We start from the raw sequence: 22,779 nt of genomic DNA, 5'->3' as shown, positions 1-22,779 counted from the left end.
CCGTAGCGCCGATGGTAGTGTGGGGTCTCCCCATGCGAGAGTAGGGAACTGCCAGGCATCAAATTAAGCAGTAAACCGGGGCAACAAACCGGTGGTTGTGAAAAAATTCGGTGGAGCGGTAGTTCAGTCGGTTAGAATACCTGCCTGTCACGCAGGGGGTCGCGGGTTCGAGTCCCGTCCGTTCCGCCACCCTAATTAGGGGCGTAGTTCAATTGGTAGAGCACCGGTCTCCAAAACCGGGTGTTGGGGGTTCGAGTCCCTCCGCCCCTGCCAGAAATAATCCTTAGCATCTGCTAAGGATTTTTTTTTGCCTTTTTTCAGGCAATTTCCTTCCTGAATTTGTACCTTGGCTACATTTCAAAAGATCTGAAGAGCATCCTTGCCCTTCAGAACACCCTATTCGATAACGTTAACCTTCAAAAGATCCTTTATCTGGTTCTGTTTATCACTGTTTTGCAGCCAAATCGCATATAACGGGCGAGACAATGTTTCTGTGTCCATCACAGGATAAAGACTCTCTTTTGGCTCAGCCCAGGAAACGGGCAACCAGGTACAACCATTCAGTTTTGGTAATTGCTGATGGGCAACTTCCGCTGAACTGGTCGTTAAAGTCGGCACGTCATCACTGGCGATCAATCCAGACTCATGCTGCTGAAAATCTGGCCCCCATTCCAGGCGCAAGTAATTGAGATCGCTTTTCTTCTTCTCTGGCTCGGCGCTGTAAAGAGCAAGCGTGAAATGGCCTAATAACTGGCTGCTGAACTCATCCATCTTTGGCGTCTCGGTCGTTATTAACAGATCGAGTTGCCTCTCATGTAGTTGTTTTACCAGAGATTGTCGTTGGGCAATGCGCGCTTCAAACTGAAGGTTATCTTGCAAATGGTAAAGCCGGGAGAGCCAGTCACTCAGCATGCATTCCCAAAGCGATGCACTGGCACCAATTGAAAATTGATGATGCCGCGAGGTATGCGCGACCTCTTTGCGGGCGGCTTGCCAGGTACTCATAAGCGTTTCTGCATAGGGCAGCAGCTTCTCGCCGGCCGCGGTCAGGCGGATATTATTACGATGGCGGGTGAAGAGATTAACCCCCAGCTGGTTCTCCAGTTGGCGAATACGAAAGCTCACCGCGGATTGCGTCAGATAAAGTGCTTCCGCTGCGCGCCCGAAGTGACGAGTCCTGCTCACTTCGAGGAAAGTTTTTAACAATTCCGTATCCACTGTTTTCTCCGCAAAATTTTTTGTCGTAATGATTTAAATGTTTTGTTTTACACTCTGTCAAGCGTAACTAATACTCCGCGCCATAAATAGCTCGGCCAAAGAATTAGGAGCGTGCAGGATGGCGGAAAGCTTTACGACGACTAATCGTTTTTTCGACAATAAAAATTATCCTCGCGGGTTTTCCCGTCACGGTGATTTCACCATCAAAGAGGCGCAACTGCTTGAACGACATGGTTATGCTTTTAACGAGCTGGAACTCGGCAAGCGTGAACCGGTGACTGAAGAAGAGAACCAGTTTGTTGCCGTTTGCCGTGGTGAGCGTGAACCCAACACGGAAGCTGAACGTGTATGGATCAAGTATATGGCACGTATTAAACGTCCGAAGCGTTTCCATACTCTCTCAGGTGGAAAACCGCAGATGGAAGGCGCGGAAGATTACACTGAATCCGAGGATTAAGAAAAAAGGGGCTACGGCCCCTTTTTTTATGCCAACATATTTTGCAGATGAATGAGTAGCCTGTCGATTGCCCGATAACTTAACGCTTCCTGCAGATGTTCCCGACGAATGGTTTCCTGCTTTTCAAGATCCGCGATGGTTCTGGCTACCTTCAGTAACCGCTGCCAGGCGCGTACGGATAAACCCAGCCGTGTCAGCGTCTCTTCCAGCCATTTCCCATCTTCTTTCGTCAGTGCACAGAAGCGCCTGGTTTCACTGCTCTCCAGCTGCGCGTTGAGCTTATGCTGGCGTTGATGCTGTCGCGCCTGCGCCTCAACTACTCGCGCACGAACAGCATCGCTGCTTTCACCCCCCTGTTGAGGCTCACTCATTAAACCGCGTGTGGGCAACGGTATCTCCAGGGAGAGATCGAAGCGGTCGAGGAAAGGGCCGGATAACTTTCCCAGGTAACGTAATGTTTGCTCTGGCGAACAGCGATTATGTTTGCCCTGATAATGGCCGGTTGGGCTTGGATTCATAGCTGCGATCAATTGGAAGCGGGCGGGGAAAGTGACTTTTGCCCTGGTGCGTGAAATATGAATCTGCCCGGATTCAATTGGTTCACGTAATGCATCGAGAACACGGCGTTCAAACTCGGGGAGTTCATCAAGAAAAAGCACGCCATTATGCGCCAGAGAGATCTCGCCCGGTGCTGGTATCGATCCTCCACCAACCATGGCAGTTAATGAGGCGCTGTGATGCGGAGATCGAAACGGCCTGTGCTTCCAGTGGCGGGTCAAGCTCGCGCTATTGATTAAGCTCATCACCGCCGCGCTCTCTAATGCTTCGGTATTAGAGAGCGGAGGAAGTAAGCCGCTCATTCTGCTGGCCAGCATGGTTTTCCCCGTACCCGGAGGGCCAATCAGGAGCAAGTTATGCCCTCCGGCCGCTGTAATTTCCAGCGCACGCTTCCCTTGCTCCTGACCGATAATGTCCCGCAAATCTTCTCTGTGCTCATCTTCCAGCGCAGCCAGGGGAGCAGGGTTCAACAACGTCTGTTTACCTTCCAGAAACGCACACACCTCCAGAAGATGATTCGCCACCAGACACGCCTGGGTCTCAGCCAGGCTCGCTTCCGCTTCGTTCTCTTTTGCAATAACAATTCGCCTGCCAGCCTTCACGGCTTCCATAACGCACGAGATAGCGCCGGGAACGCCGCGTAACGCGCCCGTAAGCGCTAACTCACCGACAAATTCGTAATGGTCGAGTGACGCCGCGTTCACCTGCTCAGAGGCTGCCAGGAGCGCGATAGCGATAGGTAAGTCATATCGTCCACCCTCCTTAGGGAGATCTGCAGGTGCCAGGTTAATGGTGATCCGCTTTGCGGGGAAATCATAACCACTATTGATAACGGCACTGCGTACGCGATCGCGGGCCTCTTTCACCGTTGTCTCAGGTAGCCCGACAATGGTTAACCCCGGCAGTCCATTGCTGATATGGACTTCGACGGTCACAAGCGGCGCGGCGACGCCTAACACCGCTCTTGTATAGATTACTGACAACGCCATAGACCCTCCTTGTCGATCGCATTATCTTGCCGCCTTCCACTTTTTTCATTGGACAGATATCGTTACTACGCGTTTATTTCCAACATATCGCTGCAATTTCATATCTGTTTCCCCACGCTGGAAGGAAGATCGCAGTTTGCTAACCAGACTATAAATCCTGAAATATTTTCACCTCATATTTTTGCTATATAAAACAAGCGCTTTTAAGTTAATCCTCTTACCTGTCAAAAGAGGCGTCATAATTTTTTCTTGTGCCTGATCGCAAATCTGTGTTACCTCTTTAGGCATTCCTTCGAACATGAAGCAAGAACAGACAACTATGACAGCCCTTCTACGAGTGATTAGCCTTATCGTGATTAGCGTGGTGGTGATTATTATCCCACCGTGCGGGGCTGCACTTGGACGAGGAAAGGCTTAAAAATCAAGCCTTAACGAACTAAGACCCCCGCACCGAAAGGTCCGGGGGTTTTTTTATCACCAAAAAACGCAAATCAGGAACAGAAATGAATATCAGCATAAAATTCTGTTTCTCACGATATTCGACGGGGATGTAGCTATGAATGGAGCACAATGGGTGGTACATGCGTTGCGAGCGCAGCAGGTCGATACGGTTTTCGGCTATCCTGGCGGCGCAATCATGCCGGTTTACGATGCGCTTTATGACGGCGGCGTGGAACACCTATTGTGTCGGCATGAGCAGGGCGCGGCGATGGCGGCCATCGGTTATGCTCGCGCAACGGGTAAAACCGGCGTCTGCATCGCCACTTCTGGCCCTGGTGCGACAAACTTAATCACCGGTCTTGCGGATGCGCTGCTTGATTCCGTTCCGGTGGTGGCGATCACCGGGCAGGTTGCTGCGCCGCTGATTGGCACTGACGCTTTTCAGGAAGTGGATGTGCTGGGCATGTCCCTTTCCTGTACCAAACACAGCTTCCTGGTGGACTCCCTGGATTCGCTGCCGCGCGTGATGGCGGAAGCGTTTCATATCGCTAATTCCGGTCGCCCCGGCCCGGTGTTAGTTGATATCCCGAAAGATATTCAGCTCGCCGTCGGTAACTGGGAGCCTCACTTCGTCACTGAGCAGGAGGAAGTGGTATTTCCTCAGGCTGAGATGGCTCAGGCCGCAGCGATGCTCGCTCAGGCGAAAAAACCGATGCTCTACGTTGGCGGCGGCGTGGGGATGGCGCAAGCGGTTCCTGCCCTGCGCACGTTCCTGGCAGAGACGAACATGCCGATTGCCTGCACGTTGAAAGGCTTAGGCGCGGTGGCACCAAGCTACCCCTATTACCTGGGGATGCTGGGCATGCACGGCACGAAAGCGGCTAACTTTGCCGTACAGGAGTGTGATTTGCTGATTGCCGTTGGCGCGCGTTTCGATGATCGTGTGACCGGCAAACTGAACACCTTCGCGCCTCATGCTCGCGTTATCCATATGGATATCGACCCGGCAGAGATGAGCAAGCTGCGCCAGGCGCATGTTGCCTTGCAGGGCGATTTAAATGCGCTGCTGCCTGCGCTGCAACAGCAGTTGGCAATCGATGAGTGGCGTCAACACTGTGCCGATCTGCGCCACGAACATGCCTGGCGCTACGATCACCCCGGCGAGGCAATCTATGCTCCGCTGCTGTTAAAGCAGCTTTCCGATCGCAAACCGGAAAACAGCGTCGTGACGACGGATGTTGGCCAGCATCAGATGTGGGCTGCCCAGCATCTGAGCTTTACCCGCCCGGAAAACTTCATCACCTCGAGCGGCTTAGGCACCATGGGCTTTGGCCTGCCCGCCGCCGTTGGCGCGCAGGTTGCGCGTCCGGACGATACGGTAATCTGTATCTCCGGTGACGGCTCCTTCATGATGAATGTGCAGGAGCTGGGCACCGTAAAACGCAAGCAGTTACCGCTGAAGATCGTTTTACTCGATAACCAGCGATTAGGGATGGTTCGCCAATGGCAGCAGTTGTTCTTCAATGAGCGTTACAGTGAAACCACCCTGACCGATAACCCCGATTTCCTCATGCTGGCCAACGCCTTCGGCATCCCAGGCCAACACATTACCCGTAAAGACCAGGTTGAAGCGGCACTTGACGCAATGCTCTCAAGCGATGGGCCCTATCTGCTTCATGTCTCGATCGATGAGCTCGAGAATGTCTGGCCGCTGGTGCCGCCCGGTGCCAGTAACTCACAAATGCTGGAGAAATTATCATGATGCACCATGACGTCGCTGTTGAAGCCCGCTTTAATCCGGAAACCTTAGAACGCGTGCTGCGCGTAGTACGCCACCGTGGCTTTCAGGTATGTGCAATGAACATGGAAACGGCCTGCGATGCGCGCAACATAAATATTGAATTGACCGTTGCCAGCCCGCGTCCTGTCGAATTACTGTTTAGCCAGTTGAGCAAACTTGTCGACGTTGCCAGGGTCGATATCCGGCAGCGCGCTACATCATCATCACAACAAATCCGCGCGTAAGCGCAAAAGGAAGCATAATGACGACGAAAAAAGCAGACTACATTTGGTCCAATGGCGAGATGGTACGTTGGGAAGACGCGAAAGTTCACGTAATGTCTCACGCATTGCACTACGGTACGTCTGTGTTTGAAGGTATTCGCTGCTACGACTCCCACAAAGGGCCGGTTGTTTTCCGCCATCGTGAGCATATGCAACGTCTGCGCGACTCCGCCAAAATCTACCGCTTCCCGGTCTCCCAGAGCGTCGACGAGCTGATGGAAGCGTGCCGCGCGGTGATCCGCAAAAATAATCTGACCAGCGCCTATATCCGTCCGCTGGTGTTTGTCGGTGATGTCGGCATGGGCGTTAACCCGCCGGCAGATTACACCACCGATGTCATCATCGCCGCCTTCCCGTGGGGCGCCTATCTGGGCGCAGAAGCGCTGGATCAGGGCATTGATGCGATGGTCTCCTCCTGGAACCGCGTAGCACCGAACACCATTCCTACTGCTGCGAAAGCGGGTGGTAACTATCTCTCCTCCCTGCTGGTCGGTAGCGAAGCGCGCCGCCATGGTTATCAGGAAGGTATCGCGCTGGACGTTCACGGTTATATCTCTGAAGGTGCGGGCGAAAACCTCTTCGAAGTGAAAGATGGCATCCTGTTTACCCCGCCGTTCACCTCCTCTGCGCTGCCGGGTATTACCCGCGACGCCATCATCAAGCTGGCAAAAGATCTCGGTATCGAAGTGCGCGAGCAGGTGCTGTCTCGCGAATCGCTCTACCTGGCTGACGAAGTCTTTATGTCCGGCACAGCGGCAGAAATCACGCCGGTGCGCAGCGTCGATGGTATTCAGGTTGGCGAAGGTCGCTGCGGCCCGGTGACCAAACGTATTCAGCAAGCATTCTTTGGCCTCTTCACCGGTGAAACGGAAGATAAATGGGGCTGGTTGGATCAAGTTAATCCATAAATACCCGTCATACTTCAGGTTGTCGGTGTGTTGGCGACACGCGTTCAGCCCAGTTACTTACTTATGTAGGCTCCTGGGAATTGCTCGCTTGCCGCCTTCCTGCAACCCGAATTATTCAGGGTAGAGCAAATAAATATGGGGTGGCACGCACCATCCCATCGACAAGAGAGACGGGAGTAAAGAGCATGCCTAAGTATCGTTCCGCCACCACCACACATGGGCGCAATATGGCGGGCGCCCGCGCGCTGTGGCGCGCTACCGGAATGACCGATGACGATTTCGGCAAGCCGATCATTGCCGTCGTCAACTCGTTTACCCAGTTCGTGCCAGGCCACGTTCATCTGCGCGATCTCGGTAAGCTGGTTGCGGAGCAGATCGAAGCCGCAGGCGGCGTGGCGAAAGAGTTTAATACTATCGCCGTGGATGACGGCATCGCCATGGGTCACGGCGGCATGCTTTACTCTCTGCCTTCGCGCGAACTGATCGCCGACTCCGTTGAATATATGGTGAATGCCCACTGCGCCGACGCGATGGTGTGCATCTCTAACTGCGACAAAATCACCCCAGGGATGTTGATGGCCTCTCTGCGCCTGAACGTTCCGGTCATTTTTGTCTCCGGCGGCCCGATGGAAGCCGGGAAAACCAAACTCTCCGACCAGATCATCAAACTCGATCTGGTGGATGCAATGATTCAGGGTGCTGACCCGAAAGTCTCCGACGATCAGAGCGAGCAGGTTGAACGCTCCGCCTGCCCAACCTGCGGCTCCTGCTCCGGCATGTTTACCGCTAACTCGATGAACTGCCTGACTGAAGCACTCGGTCTGTCGCAGCCGGGTAACGGTTCGCTGCTGGCCACCCACGCCGATCGCAAAGAGCTCTTTATCAACGCCGGCAAACGCATTGTTGAGCTGACCAAACGTTACTACGAGCAGGATGATGAAACCGCGCTGCCGCGCGCGATCGCCTGCAAAGCAGCCTTTGAAAACGCCATGACGCTGGATATCGCCATGGGCGGCTCTACCAATACCGTGCTGCACCTGCTGGCAGCAGCGCAGGAAGCGGAAATTGATTTCACCATGAGTGATATCGACCGTCTCTCCCGCCATGTGCCGCAGCTGTGCAAAGTGGCACCGAGCACGCAGAAATATCACATGGAAGATGTTCACCGCGCGGGCGGCGTGCTGGGCATTCTGGGCGAGCTGGATCGCGCCGGGCTGCTCAATCGTGAGGTGAAAAACGTGCTCGGCCTGACGCTGCCGCAGACGCTGGAAAAATATGATGTGATGCTGACCGAGGACGAGGCGGTGAAAACCATGTTCCGCGCAGGTCCGGCGGGCATTCGCACCACGCAGGCGTTCTCGCAGAATTGCCGCTGGGATACGCTGGATGACGATCGCGCCGAAGGGTGTATCCGCTCCCTTGAGCATGCTTACAGCCAGGAGGGCGGTCTGGCGGTGCTGTACGGCAACTTCGCGGAGAACGGCTGTATCGTCAAGACCGCAGGCGTTGATGACAGCAACCTGACCTTTACCGGCCCGGCGAAAGTGTATGAAAGCCAGGATGCGGCGGTTGAAGCCATCCTCGGCGGGAAAGTGGTCGCGGGCGATGTGGTAGTTATTCGTTATGAAGGGCCGAAAGGCGGGCCGGGCATGCAAGAGATGCTCTATCCGACCAGCTTCCTGAAATCAATGGGCCTCGGCAAAGCGTGCGCGCTGATCACCGACGGTCGTTTCTCTGGCGGCACCTCTGGCCTCTCTATTGGCCACGTTTCACCGGAAGCTGCCAGCGGCGGCAATATCGGTCTGATTGAAGATGGCGACATCATCGCAATTGATATCCCGAATCGTGGTATTCAGCTGCAGCTGAGTGACCGCGATCTGGCGGCCCGCCGCGAAGCGCAGGAAGCCCGTGGCGATAAAGCCTGGACCCCGGTTAACCGCGAGCGTCAGGTCTCCTTTGCGCTGCGTGCTTACGCCACTCTCGCTACCAGTGCGGATAAAGGCGCAGTACGCGACAAATCCAAACTGGGAGGTTAATGATGGCCGACGCCCAACCCCTCTCTGCCGCCCCCGAAGGGGCGGAGTATCTGCGCGCCGTGCTGCGCGCGCCGGTCTATGAAGTGGCACAGGTCACGCCGCTGCAGAAGATGGAGAAGATCTCTGCCCGGCTGGATAATGTTGTGCTGGTGAAGCGGGAAGACCGCCAGCCGGTGCACAGCTTTAAGCTGCGCGGGGCCTACGCGATGATTGCTGGCCTGAGCGCAGAGCAGAAAGCCCACGGCGTGATCACCGCTTCGGCGGGCAACCACGCCCAGGGCGTGGCGCTATCATCCACCCGGCTCGGCATCAAATCGCTGATTGTGATGCCGGTCGCGACGGCAGATATCAAAGTCGATGCGGTACGCGCGTTTGGCGGCGAAGTGCTGCTCCATGGCGCAAACTTTGACGAAGCGAAGGCCAAAGCAATTGCCCTCTCGCAGCAGCAGGGCTACACCTTTGTGCCGCCGTTCGATCACCCGATGGTGATTGCCGGTCAGGGTACGCTGGCGCTGGAGCTGTTGCAGCAGGATGCGCATATCGATCGCATCTTTGTGCCGGTCGGCGGCGGTGGGCTGGCGGCGGGCGTCGCGGTATTGATTAAACAGCTGATGCCGCAAATCAAAGTGATTGCTGTTGAAGCGGAAGATTCCGCCTGCCTGAAGGCGGCACTGGACGCCGGTTATCCGGTTGACCTGCCGCGTGTGGGTCTGTTTGCCGAAGGCGTGGCGGTCAAACGCATTGGCGATGAGACCTTCCGGCTCTGCCAGGCTTATCTTGATGACATCATCACCGTTGATAGCGATGCCATATGCGCGGCAATGAAAGATCTGTTTGAAGATGTCCGCGCGGTGGCGGAACCGTCTGGCGCGCTGGCGCTGGCGGGGATGAAAAAGTATATCGCCAAACATAACATTCGCGGCGAGCGGCTGGCGCATGTGCTCTCCGGCGCGAACGTCAATTTCCACGGCCTGCGTTATGTCTCCGAGCGCTGCGAGCTGGGCGAACAGCGTGAAGCGCTGCTGGCGGTCACCATTCCCGAAGAGAAGGGCAGCTTCCTCAAATTTTGCCAGCTGCTGGGCGGCCGCTCGGTAACGGAATTTAACTACCGTTTCGCGGATGCGAAAGATGCCTGCATTTTTGTCGGCGTGCGTCTGAGCCGCGGGCTGGAAGAGCGCAAAGAGATCCTCGCTCTGCTGCATGAAGGCGGCTACAGCGTGGTGGATCTCTCCGATGATGAGATGGCGAAGCTGCACGTGCGCTATATGGTGGGTGGGCGCCCGTCTAAGCCGTTGCAGGAGCGTCTTTACAGCTTCGAGTTCCCGGAGTCGCCGGGCGCATTGCTGAAATTCCTGCATACGCTGGGCACACACTGGAATATCTCGCTGTTCCACTACCGCAGCCACGGCACCGATTACGGGCGCGTGCTGGCGGCGTTTGAGCTGGGCGAGCATGAGCCAGATTTCGAAACCCGGCTTAATGAGCTGGGCTATGAGTGTCACGATGAGACCCATAACCCGGCATTTCGCTTCTTCCTTGCCGGTTAATGGCCCGGCAGGATGTGCCAGAACGCGTTAATAAGCGGCTCATGCAGCCGCTTTTTTTGTGCGCAGACGCCAAGCTCGAACGGTGTTTTTTCATCGCTACGCTCAAGGATCATCACGCGGTTGCGCACCGGCTCAGGGCTATTCTCCAGCACCACTTCAGGGATTAGCGCTACGCCACAGCCCAGCGCAACCATCGAAACCATCGCTTCGTGGCCGCCGACGGTGGCATAAATCGACGGGTTGCTGATTTTATGGCGGCGGAACCAGAGCTCAATACGGCGGCGCACCGGCCCCTGATCCGGCAGAATAAACGGCACCGTCGACCAGTCCGGATCGGGCTGCGAGACCTGGTTGCGTACCGGGCAGGGCAGCGCTGGGGCAATCAGCACGACCGTGAGATTCTCCAGCATTGAAAAGGCTACGGCACCTGGCAGCGTCTCCGGTTTGCCGGCAATCGCCAGATCCGCTTCGCCGGTTACCACTTTTTCCATCGCATCGGCAGCATCGCCGGTAGAGAGCTTAATCTCCACCGACGGGTGTTCCGCGCGAAAGCGATCGAGTATCGGCGGTAAATGGCTATACGCCGCAGTCACAGAACAGAAGAGATGCAGTTCGCCAGAGAGCGACGGGCCTTGCTGATCGAGAGTGTGCCGCAGCTGCTGATACTGCAATAACGTCTGCTGGGCAAAAACCCGTAGCTCTTCGCCCGCTTCGGTCAGCGTGACGGTGCGGTTATCACGCACAAAGAGCGGTTGGCCGAGATCTTCTTCCAGCCGCTGGATCTGGCGCGAAAGTGTTGAGGGACTGACGTGCATGGCGCGCGCGCTGCGGCCAAAATGGCGGCTCTCCGCCAGGTGCAGAAACATTTTCAGATCGCGTAAATCCATGAGACCCGCTCCACAAAATTACATTGCAAAAATTGCAATGTCACATTGTTAATATATCAATTTAAGCAACGCATTTCCTGACATATAGTGGGTTCAACCTCGCGCAACAGCGAATCGAACAATAAGCACGACACAACATCTACGGAGTACACCATGGCTAACTACTTTAATACACTGAACCTGCGCCAGCAGCTGGCGCAGCTGGGCAAATGTCGCTTTATGACGCGTGAAGAATTTGCTGATGGCGCAAGCTACCTTCAGGGTAAAAAAGTGGTCATCGTCGGCTGTGGCGCACAGGGCCTCAACCAGGGGCTGAATATGCGTGACTCCGGTCTGGATATCGCTTACGCCCTGCGTGCAGAAGCCATTGCCGAGAAGCGCGCCTCCTGGCGTAAAGCGACTGAAAACGGTTTTAAAGTCGGCACTTACGAAGAGCTGATCCCGCAGGCGGATCTGGTGGTAAACCTGACGCCGGACAAACAGCACTCTGACGTTGTGCGTACCGTTCAGCCGCTGATGAAAGATGGCGCAGCGCTTGGTTACTCTCACGGTTTCAACATCGTCGAAGTGGGCGAGCAGATCCGTAAAGATATCACCGTAGTAATGGTTGCACCGAAGTGTCCGGGTACCGAAGTGCGCGAAGAGTATAAGCGTGGTTTCGGCGTGCCGACGCTGATTGCGGTTCACCCGGAAAACGATCCGAAAGGCGAAGGCATGGCGATTGCCAAAGCCTGGGCCGCAGCGACCGGCGGTCATCGCGCTGGCGTGCTGGAATCCTCCTTCGTTGCCGAAGTGAAATCTGACCTGATGGGCGAGCAGACTATCCTCTGCGGCATGTTGCAGGCGGGCTCGCTGCTCTGCTTTGACAAGCTGGTGGCGGAAGGTACCGATCCGGCCTATGCGGAAAAACTGATTCAGTTTGGCTGGGAGACCATCACCGAAGCGCTGAAGCAGGGCGGTATCACACTGATGATGGACCGACTCTCTAACCCGGCGAAACTGCGTGCTTATGCGCTCTCCGAGCAGCTGAAAGGCATTATGGCACCGCTGTTCCAGAAGCATATGGATGACATCATCTCCGGCGAATTCTCCTCCGGCATGATGGCAGACTGGGCGAATGACGATAAGAAACTGCTGACCTGGCGTGAAGAGACCGGTAAAACCGCGTTTGAAACCGCGCCGCAGTATGAAGGCAAAATCAGCGAGCAGGAGTACTTCGACAAAGGCGTACTGATGATCGCGATGGTGAAAGCGGGCGTTGAGCTGGCATTCGAAACCATGGTCGCTTCCGGCATCATCGAAGAGTCGGCGTACTACGAGTCTCTGCACGAACTGCCGCTGATCGCCAATACCATCGCGCGTAAGCGTCTGTACGAAATGAACGTGGTGATCTCCGATACCGCCGAGTACGGTAACTACCTCTTCTCATATGCCTGTGTGCCGCTGCTGAAAGAGTTTATGACCACGCTGCAGACCGGCGATCTGGGCAAAGCGATTGCTGAAGGTGCAGTAGATAACGCGCAGCTGCGTGATGTGAACGAAGCGATTCGCAGCCATGAGATTGAGAAAGTGGGTCACAAACTGCGTGGATATATGAAAGATATGAAGCGTATCGCCGTCGCAGGCTGATTTTCGCACAACAGGAACAGAAGCCCGGTAAATGCTACCGGGCTTTTTTATTAGTTACGGTACAGCACTTTGATGATGTGGTAACCGAACTGGGTATGCAGCGGGCCGGTTGGCTCCAGCACCGGGCAGGAGAAGACCACTTTATCGAACGCCGGAACCATCTGGCCCTGGCGGAATTCACCTAAGTGACCGCCCTTTTTGCCTGACGGGCAGATGGAGTGTTTTTTCGCCAGCTTCTCGAAATCGCCGCCGTTTTTGATCTGCTCCAGCAGGTCCAGCGCCAGTTTCTCTTCTTTAACAAGGATATGCAGTGCTGCTGCGGTTTTTGCCATGATCGTGCCTTGAGTGAGGTTATTGAGGCTGGCTATACTACCACGCCTTTATACACTTCGGCCTTCAGCCTGCCTCTTTGTTGGCCCGTCGTCGCCTTGCCGAATCGGTGTATTTTCCCTGACTTTCATTGAGTGATGTTTCTTTATGCGTTTAAACCCCGGACAACAACAAGCCGTCGAATTTGTCACCGGACCTTGCCTGGTGCTTGCAGGCGCGGGATCCGGTAAAACACGCGTGATCACCAATAAGATCGCCCACCTGATCCGCGGCTGCGGCTATCAGGCGAAACATATTGCCGCCGTCACCTTTACCAATAAAGCGGCGCGCGAAATGAAAGAGCGCGTGGCGCAGACATTGGGGCGCAAAGAGGCGCGCGGCTTGATGATCTCCACCTTCCATACGCTGGGGCTGACCATCATCAAGCGTGAATATGCTGCGCTGGGCATGAAAGCCAACTTCTCACTGTTTGACGATACCGATCAGGTGGCGCTGCTGAAGGATCTTACCGAAGGGGTGATCGATGACGATAAGGTCGTGCTGCAACAGCTGATCTCAACGATCTCCAACTGGAAAAACGATCTGCTGACGCCGCAGCAGGCTGCTGCGCAGGCGGCGGGCGAGCGGGATCGCATTTTCGCGCACTGCTATGGTCTGTACGACGCGCATATGAAGGCGTGTAACGTTCTCGACTTTGACGATCTGATTTTGCTGCCGACGCTGCTGTTACAGCGCAATGAAGAGGTGCGCGAGCGCTGGCAGAACAAAATCCGCTATCTGCTGGTGGATGAGTACCAGGACACCAACACCAGCCAGTATGAGCTGGTAAAACTGCTGGTTGGCCAGCGCGCGCGTTTTACGGTGGTAGGGGATGACGACCAGTCGATCTACTCCTGGCGCGGCGCGCGTCCGCAAAACCTCGTTCTGTTAAGCCAGGATTTCCCTGCGCTGCAGGTGGTGAAGCTGGAGCAGAACTACCGCTCTTCCGGGCGCATTCTGAAAGCGGCCAACATCCTGATTGCCAATAACCCGCACGTTTTTGAAAAGCGTCTCTTTTCGGAGCTGGGCTACGGCACGGAATTAAAAGTTCTTAGCGCCAACCATGAAGAGCATGAGGCCGAGCGCGTGACCGGCGAGCTGATCGCCCATCACTTCATTAATAAAACGCAATATAAGGATTATGCGATCCTCTATCGCGGCAACCATCAGTCGCGCGTGTTTGAAAAATTCCTGATGCAGAACCGCATTCCTTACAAAATTTCCGGCGGCACCTCGTTCTTCTCGCGCCCGGAAATTAAGGATCTGCTCGCTTACCTGCGCGTACTCACCAATAGCGATGATGACAGCGCCTTTCTGCGCATCGTTAATACGCCGAAGCGCGAGATTGGTTCCGCGACGCTGCAAAAACTGGGCGAATGGGCGATGGTGCGCAATAAGAGCTTGTTTGCCGCCAGCTTTGATGTCGGCCTCAACCAGACGCTCACCGGGCGTGGTTATGAAGCGTTAACGCGCTTTACCCAATGGTTAGGCGAAATCCAGCGGCTGGCGGAACGCGAACCGATCGCCGCGGTACGCGATTTGATTCACGGCATTGATTACGAATCCTGGCTATTTGAAACTTCGCCCAGCCCGAAAGCCGCTGAGATGCGGATGAAAAACGTCAATACGCTGTTTGGCTGGATGACGGAAATGCTCGAAGGCAACGAGCTGGATGAAGCGATGACGCTGGCCGAAGTGGTCACGCGCTTTACCCTGCGCGATATGATGGAGCGCGGCGAAAGCGATGATGAATCGGATCAGGTGCAGTTAATGACCCTGCACGCCTCGAAAGGCCTCGAATTCCCCTATGTCTTTTTAGTCGGCATGGAGGAGGGGCTGTTACCGCACCAGAGCAGTATTGATGAGGATAACGTCGACGAAGAGCGACGTCTGGCTTATGTGGGCATTACCCGCGCGCAAAAAGAGCTGATCTTTACCCTGTGCAAAGAGCGTCGCCAGTATGGCGAGCTGGTGCGCCCGGAGCCGAGCCGCTTCTTGCTGGAACTGCCGCAGGACGATCTTATTTGGGAGCAGGAGCGCAAAGTCATCAGCGCTGAAGAGCGGATGCATAAAGGCCAGGCCAACGTCGCCAATATTCGCGCCATGCTGGCAAAAGCGAAGGGCCAATAAAATAAATGGAAGCTTCCCGAATAATTATCAGGAAGCTTCTGTTTTTATTTCTTTAAATATTATTCGGAAATTTATTTTCTATTGAAGCATATTTATTGCATGCTTCATTTTCTTCATTATTAATCGTGACCCTCTTCTCACTCTTATTAAATGTAGAGATATATCTCGTATAATCTTTGACATTATTAAAGGGCGCTTGTAGTTTGATTTGTGCCACAACCTCTACTGTATATCAGTTATTTATATTTATTGTCTAAACATGTTTATAAGGATATGAATATGAGCGAAAATCTCGATAATTTTCTTCGGTCGTTAATTGATAAGCTAACGGATTATGATATCGCAGAGCTTAATCACGATACCCCCCTCGAAGCGCTGGAGCTGGTTAGCCTTGATTTTGTGACAATTAAAGTCGAAGCGAAAACAGTGCTCGGCATTGATATCGATTTGAATGCATTAGCCCAGTCGCAGGCTGAAACCTACGGCGATTTAATCCGCTATTTGCAAAAGAACGTTTTTCAGGGGGAATAAAATGGATACTGTTGCACATCACGGACAACGCGTTGTTATTACCGGCTATGGCGCCATTTGCTCATTAGGCGAGAATAGCGAGCAAATATGGCAAGCGATACGCGATAAAAAATCAGGGTATGAAATATGGGACGACCCGGGAAAAGGCGTCGGTGCTAAATTTTTCGGTCGGGTAACTTCTCTCCTTAATCTCTCCCGCTTCTCCAGAAAAGTCCTTAAAAACGCCCCGCGTTTTGCCGAGTTTGGCCTGATTGCCGCCGATGAGACCATCACCATGGCCTTCGGTAACGAGCAGGATATTTTCTCCCACTACGATCCATGCGACTGTGGCGTCATCTTTGGTACCGGCTGGGCGGGGTTTGATTGCTCAACTATCAACTATTACGCCTATTCCGATCCCCATTCGCTGACTGCATCGGCGCACAGCTGTTTTCACTCGATGCCGAGCATCGGCACTTCACTTATCACCGTCAACTGGAAGCTCAGGGGCTATCAAAATAGCCCGGTTGCCGCCTGTGCCACGGGTAATATTGCGATCGGCGATGCCTATGAAATTATCCGCAGCGGAAAAGCGCGCATGATGATTGCCGGTGGCGGCGAAAGCCTGATGCAGCCTTTCACCGTCTGGTCTGTCGATATTCTTGGTGCCTTGTCGAAAGAGCAGCAGGACGTTGTTAAGGCCTGCTGTCCTTTCAGCCTCGACAGAAGCGGATTTATCCTCTCCGAGGGCGCCGCAACCGTCTGCCTTGAGCGGCTGGAAGATGCGCTGGCGCGTAACGCGACCATCTACGGTGAAGTGGTGGGCTATGCGAATCATAGCGATGCTTACGTCAATCTCACCGCGCCTGCGCCCGATCTTATTGGCAGAGTGACCACTATCCAGCGGGCGATGGCGTATGCCGGGCTTGGGGTTGAGGATATTGACTATATCAATGCCCACGGTACCTCGACGCCGATGAATGATTACAACGAAACACTGGTATTAAAGGAGGTGTTTGGCGAGCGGGCGCAGGCTATTCCGGTCTCCAGCACCAAATCTTATACGGGCCATCTTATTGCCGCGGCTGGCGGGGCGGAAACGATATTCTGTCTGAAAAGCATGGCCGATCGGATGATCCCGGCGACGATAAATCTTCAACGGCCAGACCCGAAGTGCGATCTCAACTATGTCCCGAATAACCATCTGTTCGGTCAGAAATTAGATCACGTTGTGAATGTGAATTACGGCTTTGGTGGAGCAAACAGCTGCCTGGTACTGAAGAGGTTCTCCGCATGATAAGACGCTATGGGGCGCAAGATATCGAGCGTTGGGCGCAATTCTCCGGCGATCGCAATCGTGTTCACTTTGATAAAGCCTTTGCCATAAAAAATGGCCTGAAAGGTATTATCGTGCAGGGCATGCTCACTTTGCTTGATGCGAAGTTACTGCTGGCAGAGAGCCTCGAGCAAACCTCTATGCTCCATTTCTATATTAAAAAGCCGGTGCCGATAGATACGGACGTTGAGATAAGCGTGAAGAGTGACGGGGAGAGAAAAAGTGTCGCGGTTAAAGTAGGCAGTGATCCGCAGAATATCGCTATTACGGCGGCGGTTTTAGCGCAAAAGCCGCCGGATCCCCCCGTATGCGCCTGTCCTGTGGCAGTCAGCGGGCAAACTATCCAGACGCACCTTGAACAATTGAGGCTCTGTTATCCACACATCACCCATCAATGGGTCATGTTTGATACGTTGCTCTTTTCAATTTGTTTTAATCAACGCAAAGATGACTACTTTAAAAAGCAGGCTGAGAAAATAGCTAAACATCATCCTTTAGGAAATATTACGACCTATCATGTGGCGAATAAGATATTTGTTCACCAGCGATTAATTACCGGCGGCGAATTAAACTATTCTCACCTCCAGTATCTGGTCGAAGATAAAGATATTTATATCGATAAGGATTCTGCTTACAACACCTTTACTATTCATGTGCTGGAGAATGATGAGATTATTTTCCAGTCCTCTATCGATTGTTTAACCAGAATTTACGATCGCTCGCAGGAAAGTTAAAGGATTAACAAAATGGGTAACAAGAAATGGGTTTTAGTCACGGCAGGTAGCCGTGGCATCGGGGCTGCTATTGTCAAAGAGCTGGTGCGGCAAGATTATCATGTTGTTTTCACCTACAAAAATAATAGCGCGCTTGCGGCCGTGCTTATGCACTCGCTTAACGTTAATCACGAGGTTTGCTGGTGCTACCCCTGTGATGTGGCGAGCGTAGAATCGGTGAAAGCGCTCAGCGAAACATTGCGTAAAAATCATGGCACTCCCTACGCGATTATTAATAACGCCGGCATTACTAAAGATGCGCTCAGCTTTACTATGAGCCTGGATGACTGGCTGGATGTGATTAATACCAACCTCAACTCGCTCTTTTATCTCAATCACTGTCTGCTTAATGAGATGTTAATGCAGAGGGATGGCTGCATTATCAATATTAATTCTGTGGCTGGCTTACGCGGCAACGTCGGTCAGGCGAACTATTCAGCATCAAAATCCGCGCAGTATGGCTTTACCAAAACGCTGGCCAGGGAAGTGGGGAATTTTAATATTCGCGTGAACTGCATCGCGCCCGGCCCGGTGAAGACCGACATGCTTTCGGCGCTCCCGGAAAAAGCCGTTTCACAGCTTGTCAAAATGACCCCGCTGAGGAAGCTGGGCCAGCCCGAAGATGTGGCGCTCATGGTTGCTTTTCTGCTCGGTAGAGGCGGGAAACATATCACCGGACAGACCTTTGTTATCGACGGCGGCTTGTCCATTTGATCAGGACGTTCAAATGAAGAGGAAAAGAGTATGGATCTTAAATTAAGAGCGGTACCGCAGGAAGTGTATGGCGTGATGGAGTTGAATGAGAATTTTAATTTTCAGTGGAACCCCGATCCCGTCTCTTCGCTTATTGGCCTTGGTACATCTTATGTGCTGGAGTTCTTCGAATTCTACGGTGAGCGCATTGGTGATTACTACGATGAGTTTATTCAGGGATCGCCGCAAAAGGATGAGCGCTTCGCCGTCTTTGTGACGCAAGAAAAGAGGCACGCGGCGGCACACCGGAAACTCAATAACTTTATTACCAAAGGCATCGCTCCACCGGTTCGGGAGAAGTTCCACCCGCGCGTTTATGATTTTCTGTACGGTGCTTATAAAGAGATGGCCGAGCCGATTATCGGCGGCATCGAGCGCGATAAGGCCAACGGCAAAAAAGCCGATGGTGCCTTTTTTAAAGAGGCGGTACGCAGCATCGCGATATTTGAAAGCCAGGTGTGCATGACCGGGCTCTCTTTCTTTGAAAACCTGTTCGAAAACGGCCGCTTTGAACTGGTGAGTAATTTGTCTGGCAACCTCGGCGTGCTCTATTTACTGGGCTATCACTACACCGAAGAGATGGAGCACTGCTGCGTTTCGATCGAAGCGTTCGAAACTATTTATCAGGAGAAAGTCTGGACCCGCGCCTTAGTCGATCAACATATCCATAGCCGCGACCTGCTTGCCAGCCAGGTCCTGCTTTCAACTCTGCATGTCGCCAGAATGCTTAACCAAGAGCTTACCGTTGAGCAGATCACCAACAGCGTGGCCTACCAGTATCGCGAGCAGATGGCGAAGAAATACATCGTAGAAGGGTTCAACGCCAGAGAGCCGGAGATCCTCGCTCGCCGCAAATCGCTGGTTGAACGCTGGGACAACGAGTGGGAGCCGCGTTTGTTAGAGAAGATCGCGCAGCGTATTCGCGCAGGTGCCTGAGGGTAACGTTCTACTCTCGCTGATGCCTGACGCCCGTTGGGCATCAGCGAATAACATGCAGAAGAGTGATGATGACGCAGACCAGTCAGATGCAGCACTTTGTCAGCCATGACAATCAGCAAATACCTTACCAGCTCTTTCCGGCGCGCGCGCAAAATGGACCTGCGGCGGCCATCGTGTTGTTGTATCGCAACGCGGATCTTAAAGAGAAAATTGCCGCACTCGGGCTGCCGGAGTGTACCTTTTTCGCTATCGATTTCACCCCCGGCACGATCAACACAGAGACGCCCGATGGTTCATCGGTGCTCTCGCTACAAAGCTATTATTTTCAGAAATTTATTGAGCATATAACCACGCAGCACGGGCTGCGCACGCAGGATATTGCCCTGATGGCGCACCATGAGTGCGCGGTAGTTATCGCCGCATGGATGGTGGATTATGCCCCGGAGATCCGCTCCGTTACGCTCTTCTCGCCACGCTTTTTGCTGAGAAAACGCGATCTCTTATTGGCGTTGCTTAAAAAGCCAAAGGCGTGGAACACGCTGCGCGATCTGCGCTATACCAGCCAGCGTATCTTTCGCAGCGCATTCGCCTGGCCGACACCGACGCAGCTTGTGTTGACGCAAACCGACCGCAGGGCCGCTGCGGGTACGTTAATGACCTTTTATGCCAATTTGGGTAGCAGCGCAAAAACGGTGTTAATGAAGCCGGATAGCGGCTTCGGCTGCCCTGGTCAGTTATGGGACAGGGCTATGCTGGCCCAGACACGCGCCTTTTTGCGGCTGCACTTCTCTCAGCATCACCCGGTGCCTTCGCTATTTGATTCCTGGCAGCAGGGCGCAACATGGGAGGAGTATGAGAGGTTACGTATGCCGGAAAAAGCTCTGTTCCGGCGCGGCTACTGGATGCTGGCAAATTTTGCGCTGCGCGTGCTGGGGCGCTGCTCTTCGGGGATTCGAATAGGGCTGGAGAGCGGTTTCGACTCCGGCGCGTCGCTGGAGTATGTCTATCAAAATCAACCGACGGGTAAAGGCGCTGTGGGCAGAGCGGTGGATCGCTACTACCTCAATACGCTTGGCTGGCGCTGTACGCGACAGCGCAAACAACATGTTGAAGCGCTGATCGCAATGGCGGCGTCGCTTCTGGCGCAGCAGGGTCAGGTGGTACGCCTGTTGGATATCGCCGCTGGCCAGGGTCGCTATATTCTCGACGCGATTGAAAAAATAGAGCCGCCGGTGGAGCATCTTCTGCTGCGCGATTTTGATGCTGCCAATGTGGAGGAGGGGAACCGTCTGCTGCTGCTGCGAGGGTTAAATGAGCGCGCGCGCTTCGAGCAGGGCGATGCTTTTTCACCCGCCGATCTCGCGACGTTACCTGCCGGCCGTACTCTGGCGGTGGTGTCGGGCTTCTATGAACTCTTCAGCGATAACAACCTGGTGCTGGCCTCGCTCAATGGCCTCGCCAACGCGGTGAAGAAAGGGGGATATCTGGTCTATACGACCAAGCTGTGGAACCCAAAACTGGCGCTGATGGCGCGCGTATTGCCCAGCCACCAAAAAGGAGCGTTCTGGTTACTGCGCCGGCGCGCCCAGCGTGAGATCGACCAGATGGTGAAGCGGGCCGGTTTTGCCAAAGTGACTCAGCGGGTAGATGGCTGGGGATTGTTCAGCGTGACGCTGGCGAAAAAGGTGAGGTAGGGTAATCGATTTATCGCCGCGAAAGGACTTCGCGGCAATAGATTGAGGTGCTTAGCGAATAACCAGCGCCCAGTGAACGTAGCTTTGCCACTGGCTCTCCTGATCGATCAGCTCTGCGCCCAGCGGATGGCTCGCCAGCCAGCCCGGCGGCAGCGCCAGCGTGAGCTGTTCACCCTGCGCGGTGACCGAGATTTCCGGCAGCAAATCATCACGACGACGGCTGGCGAAAATAATCGCCAGGCGTAGCAAGCGGCAGAGATGCTCCGCCACGCGCGGCGGAACGGCGTTTTGCTGATGCAACGAGGAGAGATCGACCGCATTAGTCTGGTTAAGCAGCAGCGTGGCGAGCAGCTTTTTCTGCGCGGGGGTAAAGCCCGGCAAATCAAGGTTACGCACTAGCCAGGCGGCATGAAGCGGTGCCTGCTTAAATTCAATGCTTAAGCCGATTTCATGCAGTTCGCAGGCGACATGCAGGATTTCAGTGCTGTAGGCGTCTAAATCCCAGCTTGTTGAAACGCTTTGGGCGAATCGCTCTGCCAGCATCGAGACGCGTCTCGATTGATCGATATCCACCATAAACCGGCGCTGAATGTTGCGCAGGGTACGGCTGCGAATATCCTGATCAACCGCCAGATGAAGCATGCCGTAAACCAGCCCTTCGCGCAGCGCGCCGCCGGCGAGAGTCATGCTCTCAATGTTCATTTCGGTGAAAATGGCGATCAGAATGGCGAGGCCGCTGGGAAAGACCAGCGCGCGCTCAAGGGTCAGCCCTTCGATCTCCAGCTCTTCAAGCCGACCGCACTGGATCGCGCGCTGCTTAAGCTGCTGGAGTTTGCCAAGGGTGATGCGCTCATCCATGCCCTGCGCCATCATAATCTCTTGCAGCGCCTGCACGGTGCCGGACGCGCCGACACACACTTTCCAGCCGTGGCGACGAAGCTCATCCGCGACCGGACGCAGCACTTCGCGCGCCGCCTGCTCTGCGGTGTCGAAATTCTCCTGCGCCAGATGACGATCGGTGAAATAGCGCTCGAGCCAGGTAACGCAGCCCATCGACAGGCTGAACAGCGAGGTGGTTTGCGCCCCGGTGCCGGTCACGAGTTCCGTGCTTGCGCCACCAATATCGACCACCAGGCGCTGATCCGCGCCGCCGGTGGTGTGGGCAACGCCCTGGTAAATCAGACGGGCTTCTTCCTCGCCGCTGATTACCTGCACCGGACAGCCGAGGATCTCCTGCGCTTTGTCGAGAAACTCATGCGCATTGACGGCCAGACGCAGCGTGGCGGTCGCCACCACGCGGATCTGCTGTTGCGGGATATCCTGCAGGCGTTCGGAAAAGAGGCGCAGACATTGCCAGCCGCGCTCCATCGCCTCCTGAGAGAGGCGATTGTCCTGGCTCAGGCCCGCCGCAAGGCGGACTTTGCGTTTAATACGCGACAGAGTCTGGATACTGCCAGCCACCTCGCGCACAACCAGCATATGAAAACTGTTGGAACCGAGATCAATAGCTGCGTAGAGCGAGGCGGAACCGAGCATAGTAA

The 22,779-nt window shown here is 54.4% G+C and carries 20 protein-coding genes and 2 tRNA genes; 17 read left to right on the top strand and 5 right to left on the bottom strand.

Going from position 1 to position 22,779, the window contains the following annotated elements; all coding sequences use genetic code 11:
* The first annotated feature begins 112 nt into the window (after positions 1-112).
* Positions 113-189: transfer RNA gene (locus SOM48_RS21775), tRNA-Asp, on the top strand.
* An 8-nt stretch (positions 190-197) separates the two neighbouring features.
* Positions 198-273: transfer RNA gene (locus SOM48_RS21770), tRNA-Trp, on the top strand.
* 123 nt (positions 274-396) lie between these two features.
* On the opposite strand, the gene hdfR is transcribed toward SOM48_RS21770, so the two are convergent.
* Positions 397-1,218, bottom strand: coding sequence for an HTH-type transcriptional regulator HdfR (gene hdfR / locus SOM48_RS21765; protein ID WP_042717906.1), 822 nt, complete (start codon positions 1,216-1,218; stop codon positions 397-399).
* A gap of 118 nt (positions 1,219-1,336) precedes the next feature.
* Here hdfR and SOM48_RS21760 point away from each other — a divergent pair, with 118 nt between their 5' ends.
* A complete protein-coding gene (locus SOM48_RS21760) occupies positions 1,337-1,675 on the top strand; it encodes a MaoP family protein (protein ID WP_023479578.1) in 339 nt (112 codons plus the stop codon).
* 26 nt (positions 1,676-1,701) lie between these two features.
* On the opposite strand, the gene SOM48_RS21755 is transcribed toward SOM48_RS21760, so the two are convergent.
* Positions 1,702-3,222 (bottom strand): YifB family Mg chelatase-like AAA ATPase, encoded by a 1,521-nt coding sequence (locus SOM48_RS21755; RefSeq protein WP_289746672.1) that lies wholly within the window; start codon positions 3,220-3,222, stop codon positions 1,702-1,704.
* Positions 3,223-3,541: 319 nt separating this feature from the next.
* On the opposite strand from SOM48_RS21755, the gene ilvL reads away from it, so the two are divergent.
* The 6 genes from ilvL to ilvA all read left to right on the top strand — a co-directional run bounded on the left by ilvL (position 3,542) and on the right by ilvA (position 10,218).
* Positions 3,542-3,640 carry an ilv operon leader peptide gene (ilvL, locus tag SOM48_RS21750; protein WP_032229281.1) on the top strand — a complete coding sequence of 33 codons (99 nt, stop codon included), beginning with the start codon at positions 3,542-3,544 and terminating at the stop codon, positions 3,638-3,640.
* Positions 3,641-3,778: 138 nt separating this feature from the next.
* A complete protein-coding gene (gene ilvG, locus SOM48_RS21745; protein ID WP_320512982.1) occupies positions 3,779-5,425 on the top strand; it encodes an acetolactate synthase 2 catalytic subunit in 1,647 nt (548 codons plus the stop codon).
* On the top strand, positions 5,422-5,688 hold the full coding sequence (gene ilvM, locus SOM48_RS21740; protein WP_054803692.1) for an acetolactate synthase 2 small subunit: 267 nt from the start codon (positions 5,422-5,424) through the stop codon (positions 5,686-5,688). Before ilvG ends, ilvM begins: the two co-directional genes overlap by 4 nt.
* Positions 5,689-5,705: 17 nt before the next feature.
* Positions 5,706-6,635, top strand: a complete 930-nt coding sequence (locus tag SOM48_RS21735) for a branched-chain amino acid transaminase (RefSeq protein ID WP_076770438.1) — start codon at positions 5,706-5,708, stop codon at positions 6,633-6,635.
* 185 nt (positions 6,636-6,820) lie between these two features.
* On the top strand, positions 6,821-8,671 hold the full coding sequence (gene ilvD, locus SOM48_RS21730) for a dihydroxy-acid dehydratase (protein ID WP_289746675.1): 1,851 nt from the start codon (positions 6,821-6,823) through the stop codon (positions 8,669-8,671).
* A 2-nt stretch (positions 8,672-8,673) separates the two neighbouring features.
* Positions 8,674-10,218 carry a threonine ammonia-lyase, biosynthetic gene (ilvA, locus tag SOM48_RS21725; RefSeq protein ID WP_094193187.1) on the top strand — a complete coding sequence of 515 codons (1,545 nt, stop codon included), beginning with the start codon at positions 8,674-8,676 and terminating at the stop codon, positions 10,216-10,218.
* Here ilvA and ilvY read toward each other — a convergent pair.
* Positions 10,215-11,105, bottom strand: coding sequence for an HTH-type transcriptional activator IlvY (gene ilvY / locus SOM48_RS21720; protein WP_023479613.1), 891 nt, complete (start codon positions 11,103-11,105; stop codon positions 10,215-10,217). The two genes, ilvA and ilvY, sit on opposite strands and share 4 nt — an antisense overlap.
* Positions 11,106-11,258: 153 nt before the next feature.
* Here ilvY and ilvC point away from each other — a divergent pair, with 153 nt between their 5' ends.
* Positions 11,259-12,734: a ketol-acid reductoisomerase gene (gene ilvC, locus SOM48_RS21715; protein WP_023479616.1), complete on the top strand. Its 1,476-nt coding sequence runs from the start codon at positions 11,259-11,261 to the stop codon at positions 12,732-12,734.
* 50 nt (positions 12,735-12,784) lie between these two features.
* Here the strand turns inward: ilvC and ppiC are convergent, their stop codons facing one another.
* Positions 12,785-13,066 carry a peptidylprolyl isomerase PpiC gene (gene ppiC, locus SOM48_RS21710; RefSeq protein ID WP_001140255.1) on the bottom strand — a complete coding sequence of 94 codons (282 nt, stop codon included), beginning with the start codon at positions 13,064-13,066 and terminating at the stop codon, positions 12,785-12,787.
* Between the two features lie 145 nt (positions 13,067-13,211).
* Between ppiC and rep the strand changes: the two genes are divergently transcribed.
* The 7 genes from rep (at position 13,212) to SOM48_RS21675 (ending at position 21,238) form a co-directional block, all read left to right on the top strand.
* Complete coding sequence (rep, locus tag SOM48_RS21705) at positions 13,212-15,233, top strand: DNA helicase Rep (protein WP_023479546.1); 2,022 nt, start codon at positions 13,212-13,214, stop codon at positions 15,231-15,233.
* Between the two features lie 279 nt (positions 15,234-15,512).
* Positions 15,513-15,764: a phosphopantetheine-binding protein gene (locus SOM48_RS21700; protein ID WP_320512979.1), complete on the top strand. Its 252-nt coding sequence runs from the start codon at positions 15,513-15,515 to the stop codon at positions 15,762-15,764.
* Between the two features lies 1 nt (position 15,765).
* A complete protein-coding gene (locus SOM48_RS21695) occupies positions 15,766-17,040 on the top strand; it encodes a beta-ketoacyl-[acyl-carrier-protein] synthase family protein (protein WP_320512978.1) in 1,275 nt (424 codons plus the stop codon).
* The gene (locus tag SOM48_RS21690) at positions 17,037-17,813 is read left to right on the top strand and encodes a MaoC/PaaZ C-terminal domain-containing protein (protein WP_320512977.1); all 777 of its coding nucleotides are present in this window, start codon (positions 17,037-17,039) and stop codon (positions 17,811-17,813) included. The genes SOM48_RS21695 and SOM48_RS21690 overlap by 4 nt, the downstream gene beginning before the upstream one ends.
* 12 nt (positions 17,814-17,825) lie before the next feature.
* Positions 17,826-18,566, top strand: coding sequence for a 3-oxoacyl-ACP reductase FabG (gene fabG, locus SOM48_RS21685; protein ID WP_042717929.1), 741 nt, complete (start codon positions 17,826-17,828; stop codon positions 18,564-18,566).
* Positions 18,567-18,596: 30 nt separating this feature from the next.
* Positions 18,597-19,541: a hypothetical protein gene (locus tag SOM48_RS21680; RefSeq protein WP_320512976.1), complete on the top strand. Its 945-nt coding sequence runs from the start codon at positions 18,597-18,599 to the stop codon at positions 19,539-19,541.
* A gap of 68 nt (positions 19,542-19,609) precedes the next feature.
* The gene (locus tag SOM48_RS21675) at positions 19,610-21,238 is read left to right on the top strand and encodes a class I SAM-dependent methyltransferase family protein (protein ID WP_320512975.1); all 1,629 of its coding nucleotides are present in this window, start codon (positions 19,610-19,612) and stop codon (positions 21,236-21,238) included.
* Positions 21,239-21,289: 51 nt separating this feature from the next.
* On the opposite strand, the gene gppA is transcribed toward SOM48_RS21675, so the two are convergent.
* Entirely contained in the window at positions 21,290-22,774 is a 1,485-nt protein-coding gene (gene gppA, locus SOM48_RS21670; protein WP_076770432.1) for a guanosine-5'-triphosphate,3'-diphosphate diphosphatase, read from the bottom strand.
* Positions 22,775-22,779: the final 5 nt, after the last annotated feature.

The organism is Kosakonia sp. CFBP8986 (assembly GCF_034044935.1).
Classification (GTDB): domain Bacteria; phylum Pseudomonadota; class Gammaproteobacteria; order Enterobacterales; family Enterobacteriaceae; genus Kosakonia; species Kosakonia cowanii.
This window is presented reverse-complemented; position numbering and strand designations above follow the sequence as displayed.

Coding starts and splice junctions, on each gene's coding strand:
- SOM48_RS21760 (WP_023479578.1), top strand. CDS start 1,337: ATGGCGGAAAGCTTTACGACGACTAATCGTTTTTTCGACAATAAAAAT.
- SOM48_RS21700 (WP_320512979.1), top strand. CDS start 15,513: ATGAGCGAAAATCTCGATAATTTTCTTCGGTCGTTAATTGATAAGCTA.
- SOM48_RS21680 (WP_320512976.1), top strand. CDS start 18,597: ATGGATCTTAAATTAAGAGCGGTACCGCAGGAAGTGTATGGCGTGATG.
- SOM48_RS21675 (WP_320512975.1), top strand. CDS start 19,610: ATGATGACGCAGACCAGTCAGATGCAGCACTTTGTCAGCCATGACAAT.
- ilvG (WP_320512982.1), top strand. CDS start 3,779: ATGAATGGAGCACAATGGGTGGTACATGCGTTGCGAGCGCAGCAGGTC.
- ilvA (WP_094193187.1), top strand. CDS start 8,674: ATGGCCGACGCCCAACCCCTCTCTGCCGCCCCCGAAGGGGCGGAGTAT.
- SOM48_RS21735 (WP_076770438.1), top strand. CDS start 5,706: ATGACGACGAAAAAAGCAGACTACATTTGGTCCAATGGCGAGATGGTA.
- SOM48_RS21690 (WP_320512977.1), top strand. CDS start 17,037: ATGATAAGACGCTATGGGGCGCAAGATATCGAGCGTTGGGCGCAATTC.
- ilvC (WP_023479616.1), top strand. CDS start 11,259: ATGGCTAACTACTTTAATACACTGAACCTGCGCCAGCAGCTGGCGCAG.
- ppiC (WP_001140255.1), bottom strand. CDS start 13,066: ATGGCAAAAACCGCAGCAGCACTGCATATCCTTGTTAAAGAAGAGAAA.
- gppA (WP_076770432.1), bottom strand. CDS start 22,774: ATGCTCGGTTCCGCCTCGCTCTACGCAGCTATTGATCTCGGTTCCAAC.
- SOM48_RS21695 (WP_320512978.1), top strand. CDS start 15,766: ATGGATACTGTTGCACATCACGGACAACGCGTTGTTATTACCGGCTAT.
- ilvD (WP_289746675.1), top strand. CDS start 6,821: ATGCCTAAGTATCGTTCCGCCACCACCACACATGGGCGCAATATGGCG.
- ilvY (WP_023479613.1), bottom strand. CDS start 11,105: ATGGATTTACGCGATCTGAAAATGTTTCTGCACCTGGCGGAGAGCCGC.
- ilvL (WP_032229281.1), top strand. CDS start 3,542: ATGACAGCCCTTCTACGAGTGATTAGCCTTATCGTGATTAGCGTGGTG.
- rep (WP_023479546.1), top strand. CDS start 13,212: ATGCGTTTAAACCCCGGACAACAACAAGCCGTCGAATTTGTCACCGGA.
- ilvM (WP_054803692.1), top strand. CDS start 5,422: ATGATGCACCATGACGTCGCTGTTGAAGCCCGCTTTAATCCGGAAACC.
- SOM48_RS21755 (WP_289746672.1), bottom strand. CDS start 3,222: ATGGCGTTGTCAGTAATCTATACAAGAGCGGTGTTAGGCGTCGCCGCG.
- fabG (WP_042717929.1), top strand. CDS start 17,826: ATGGGTAACAAGAAATGGGTTTTAGTCACGGCAGGTAGCCGTGGCATC.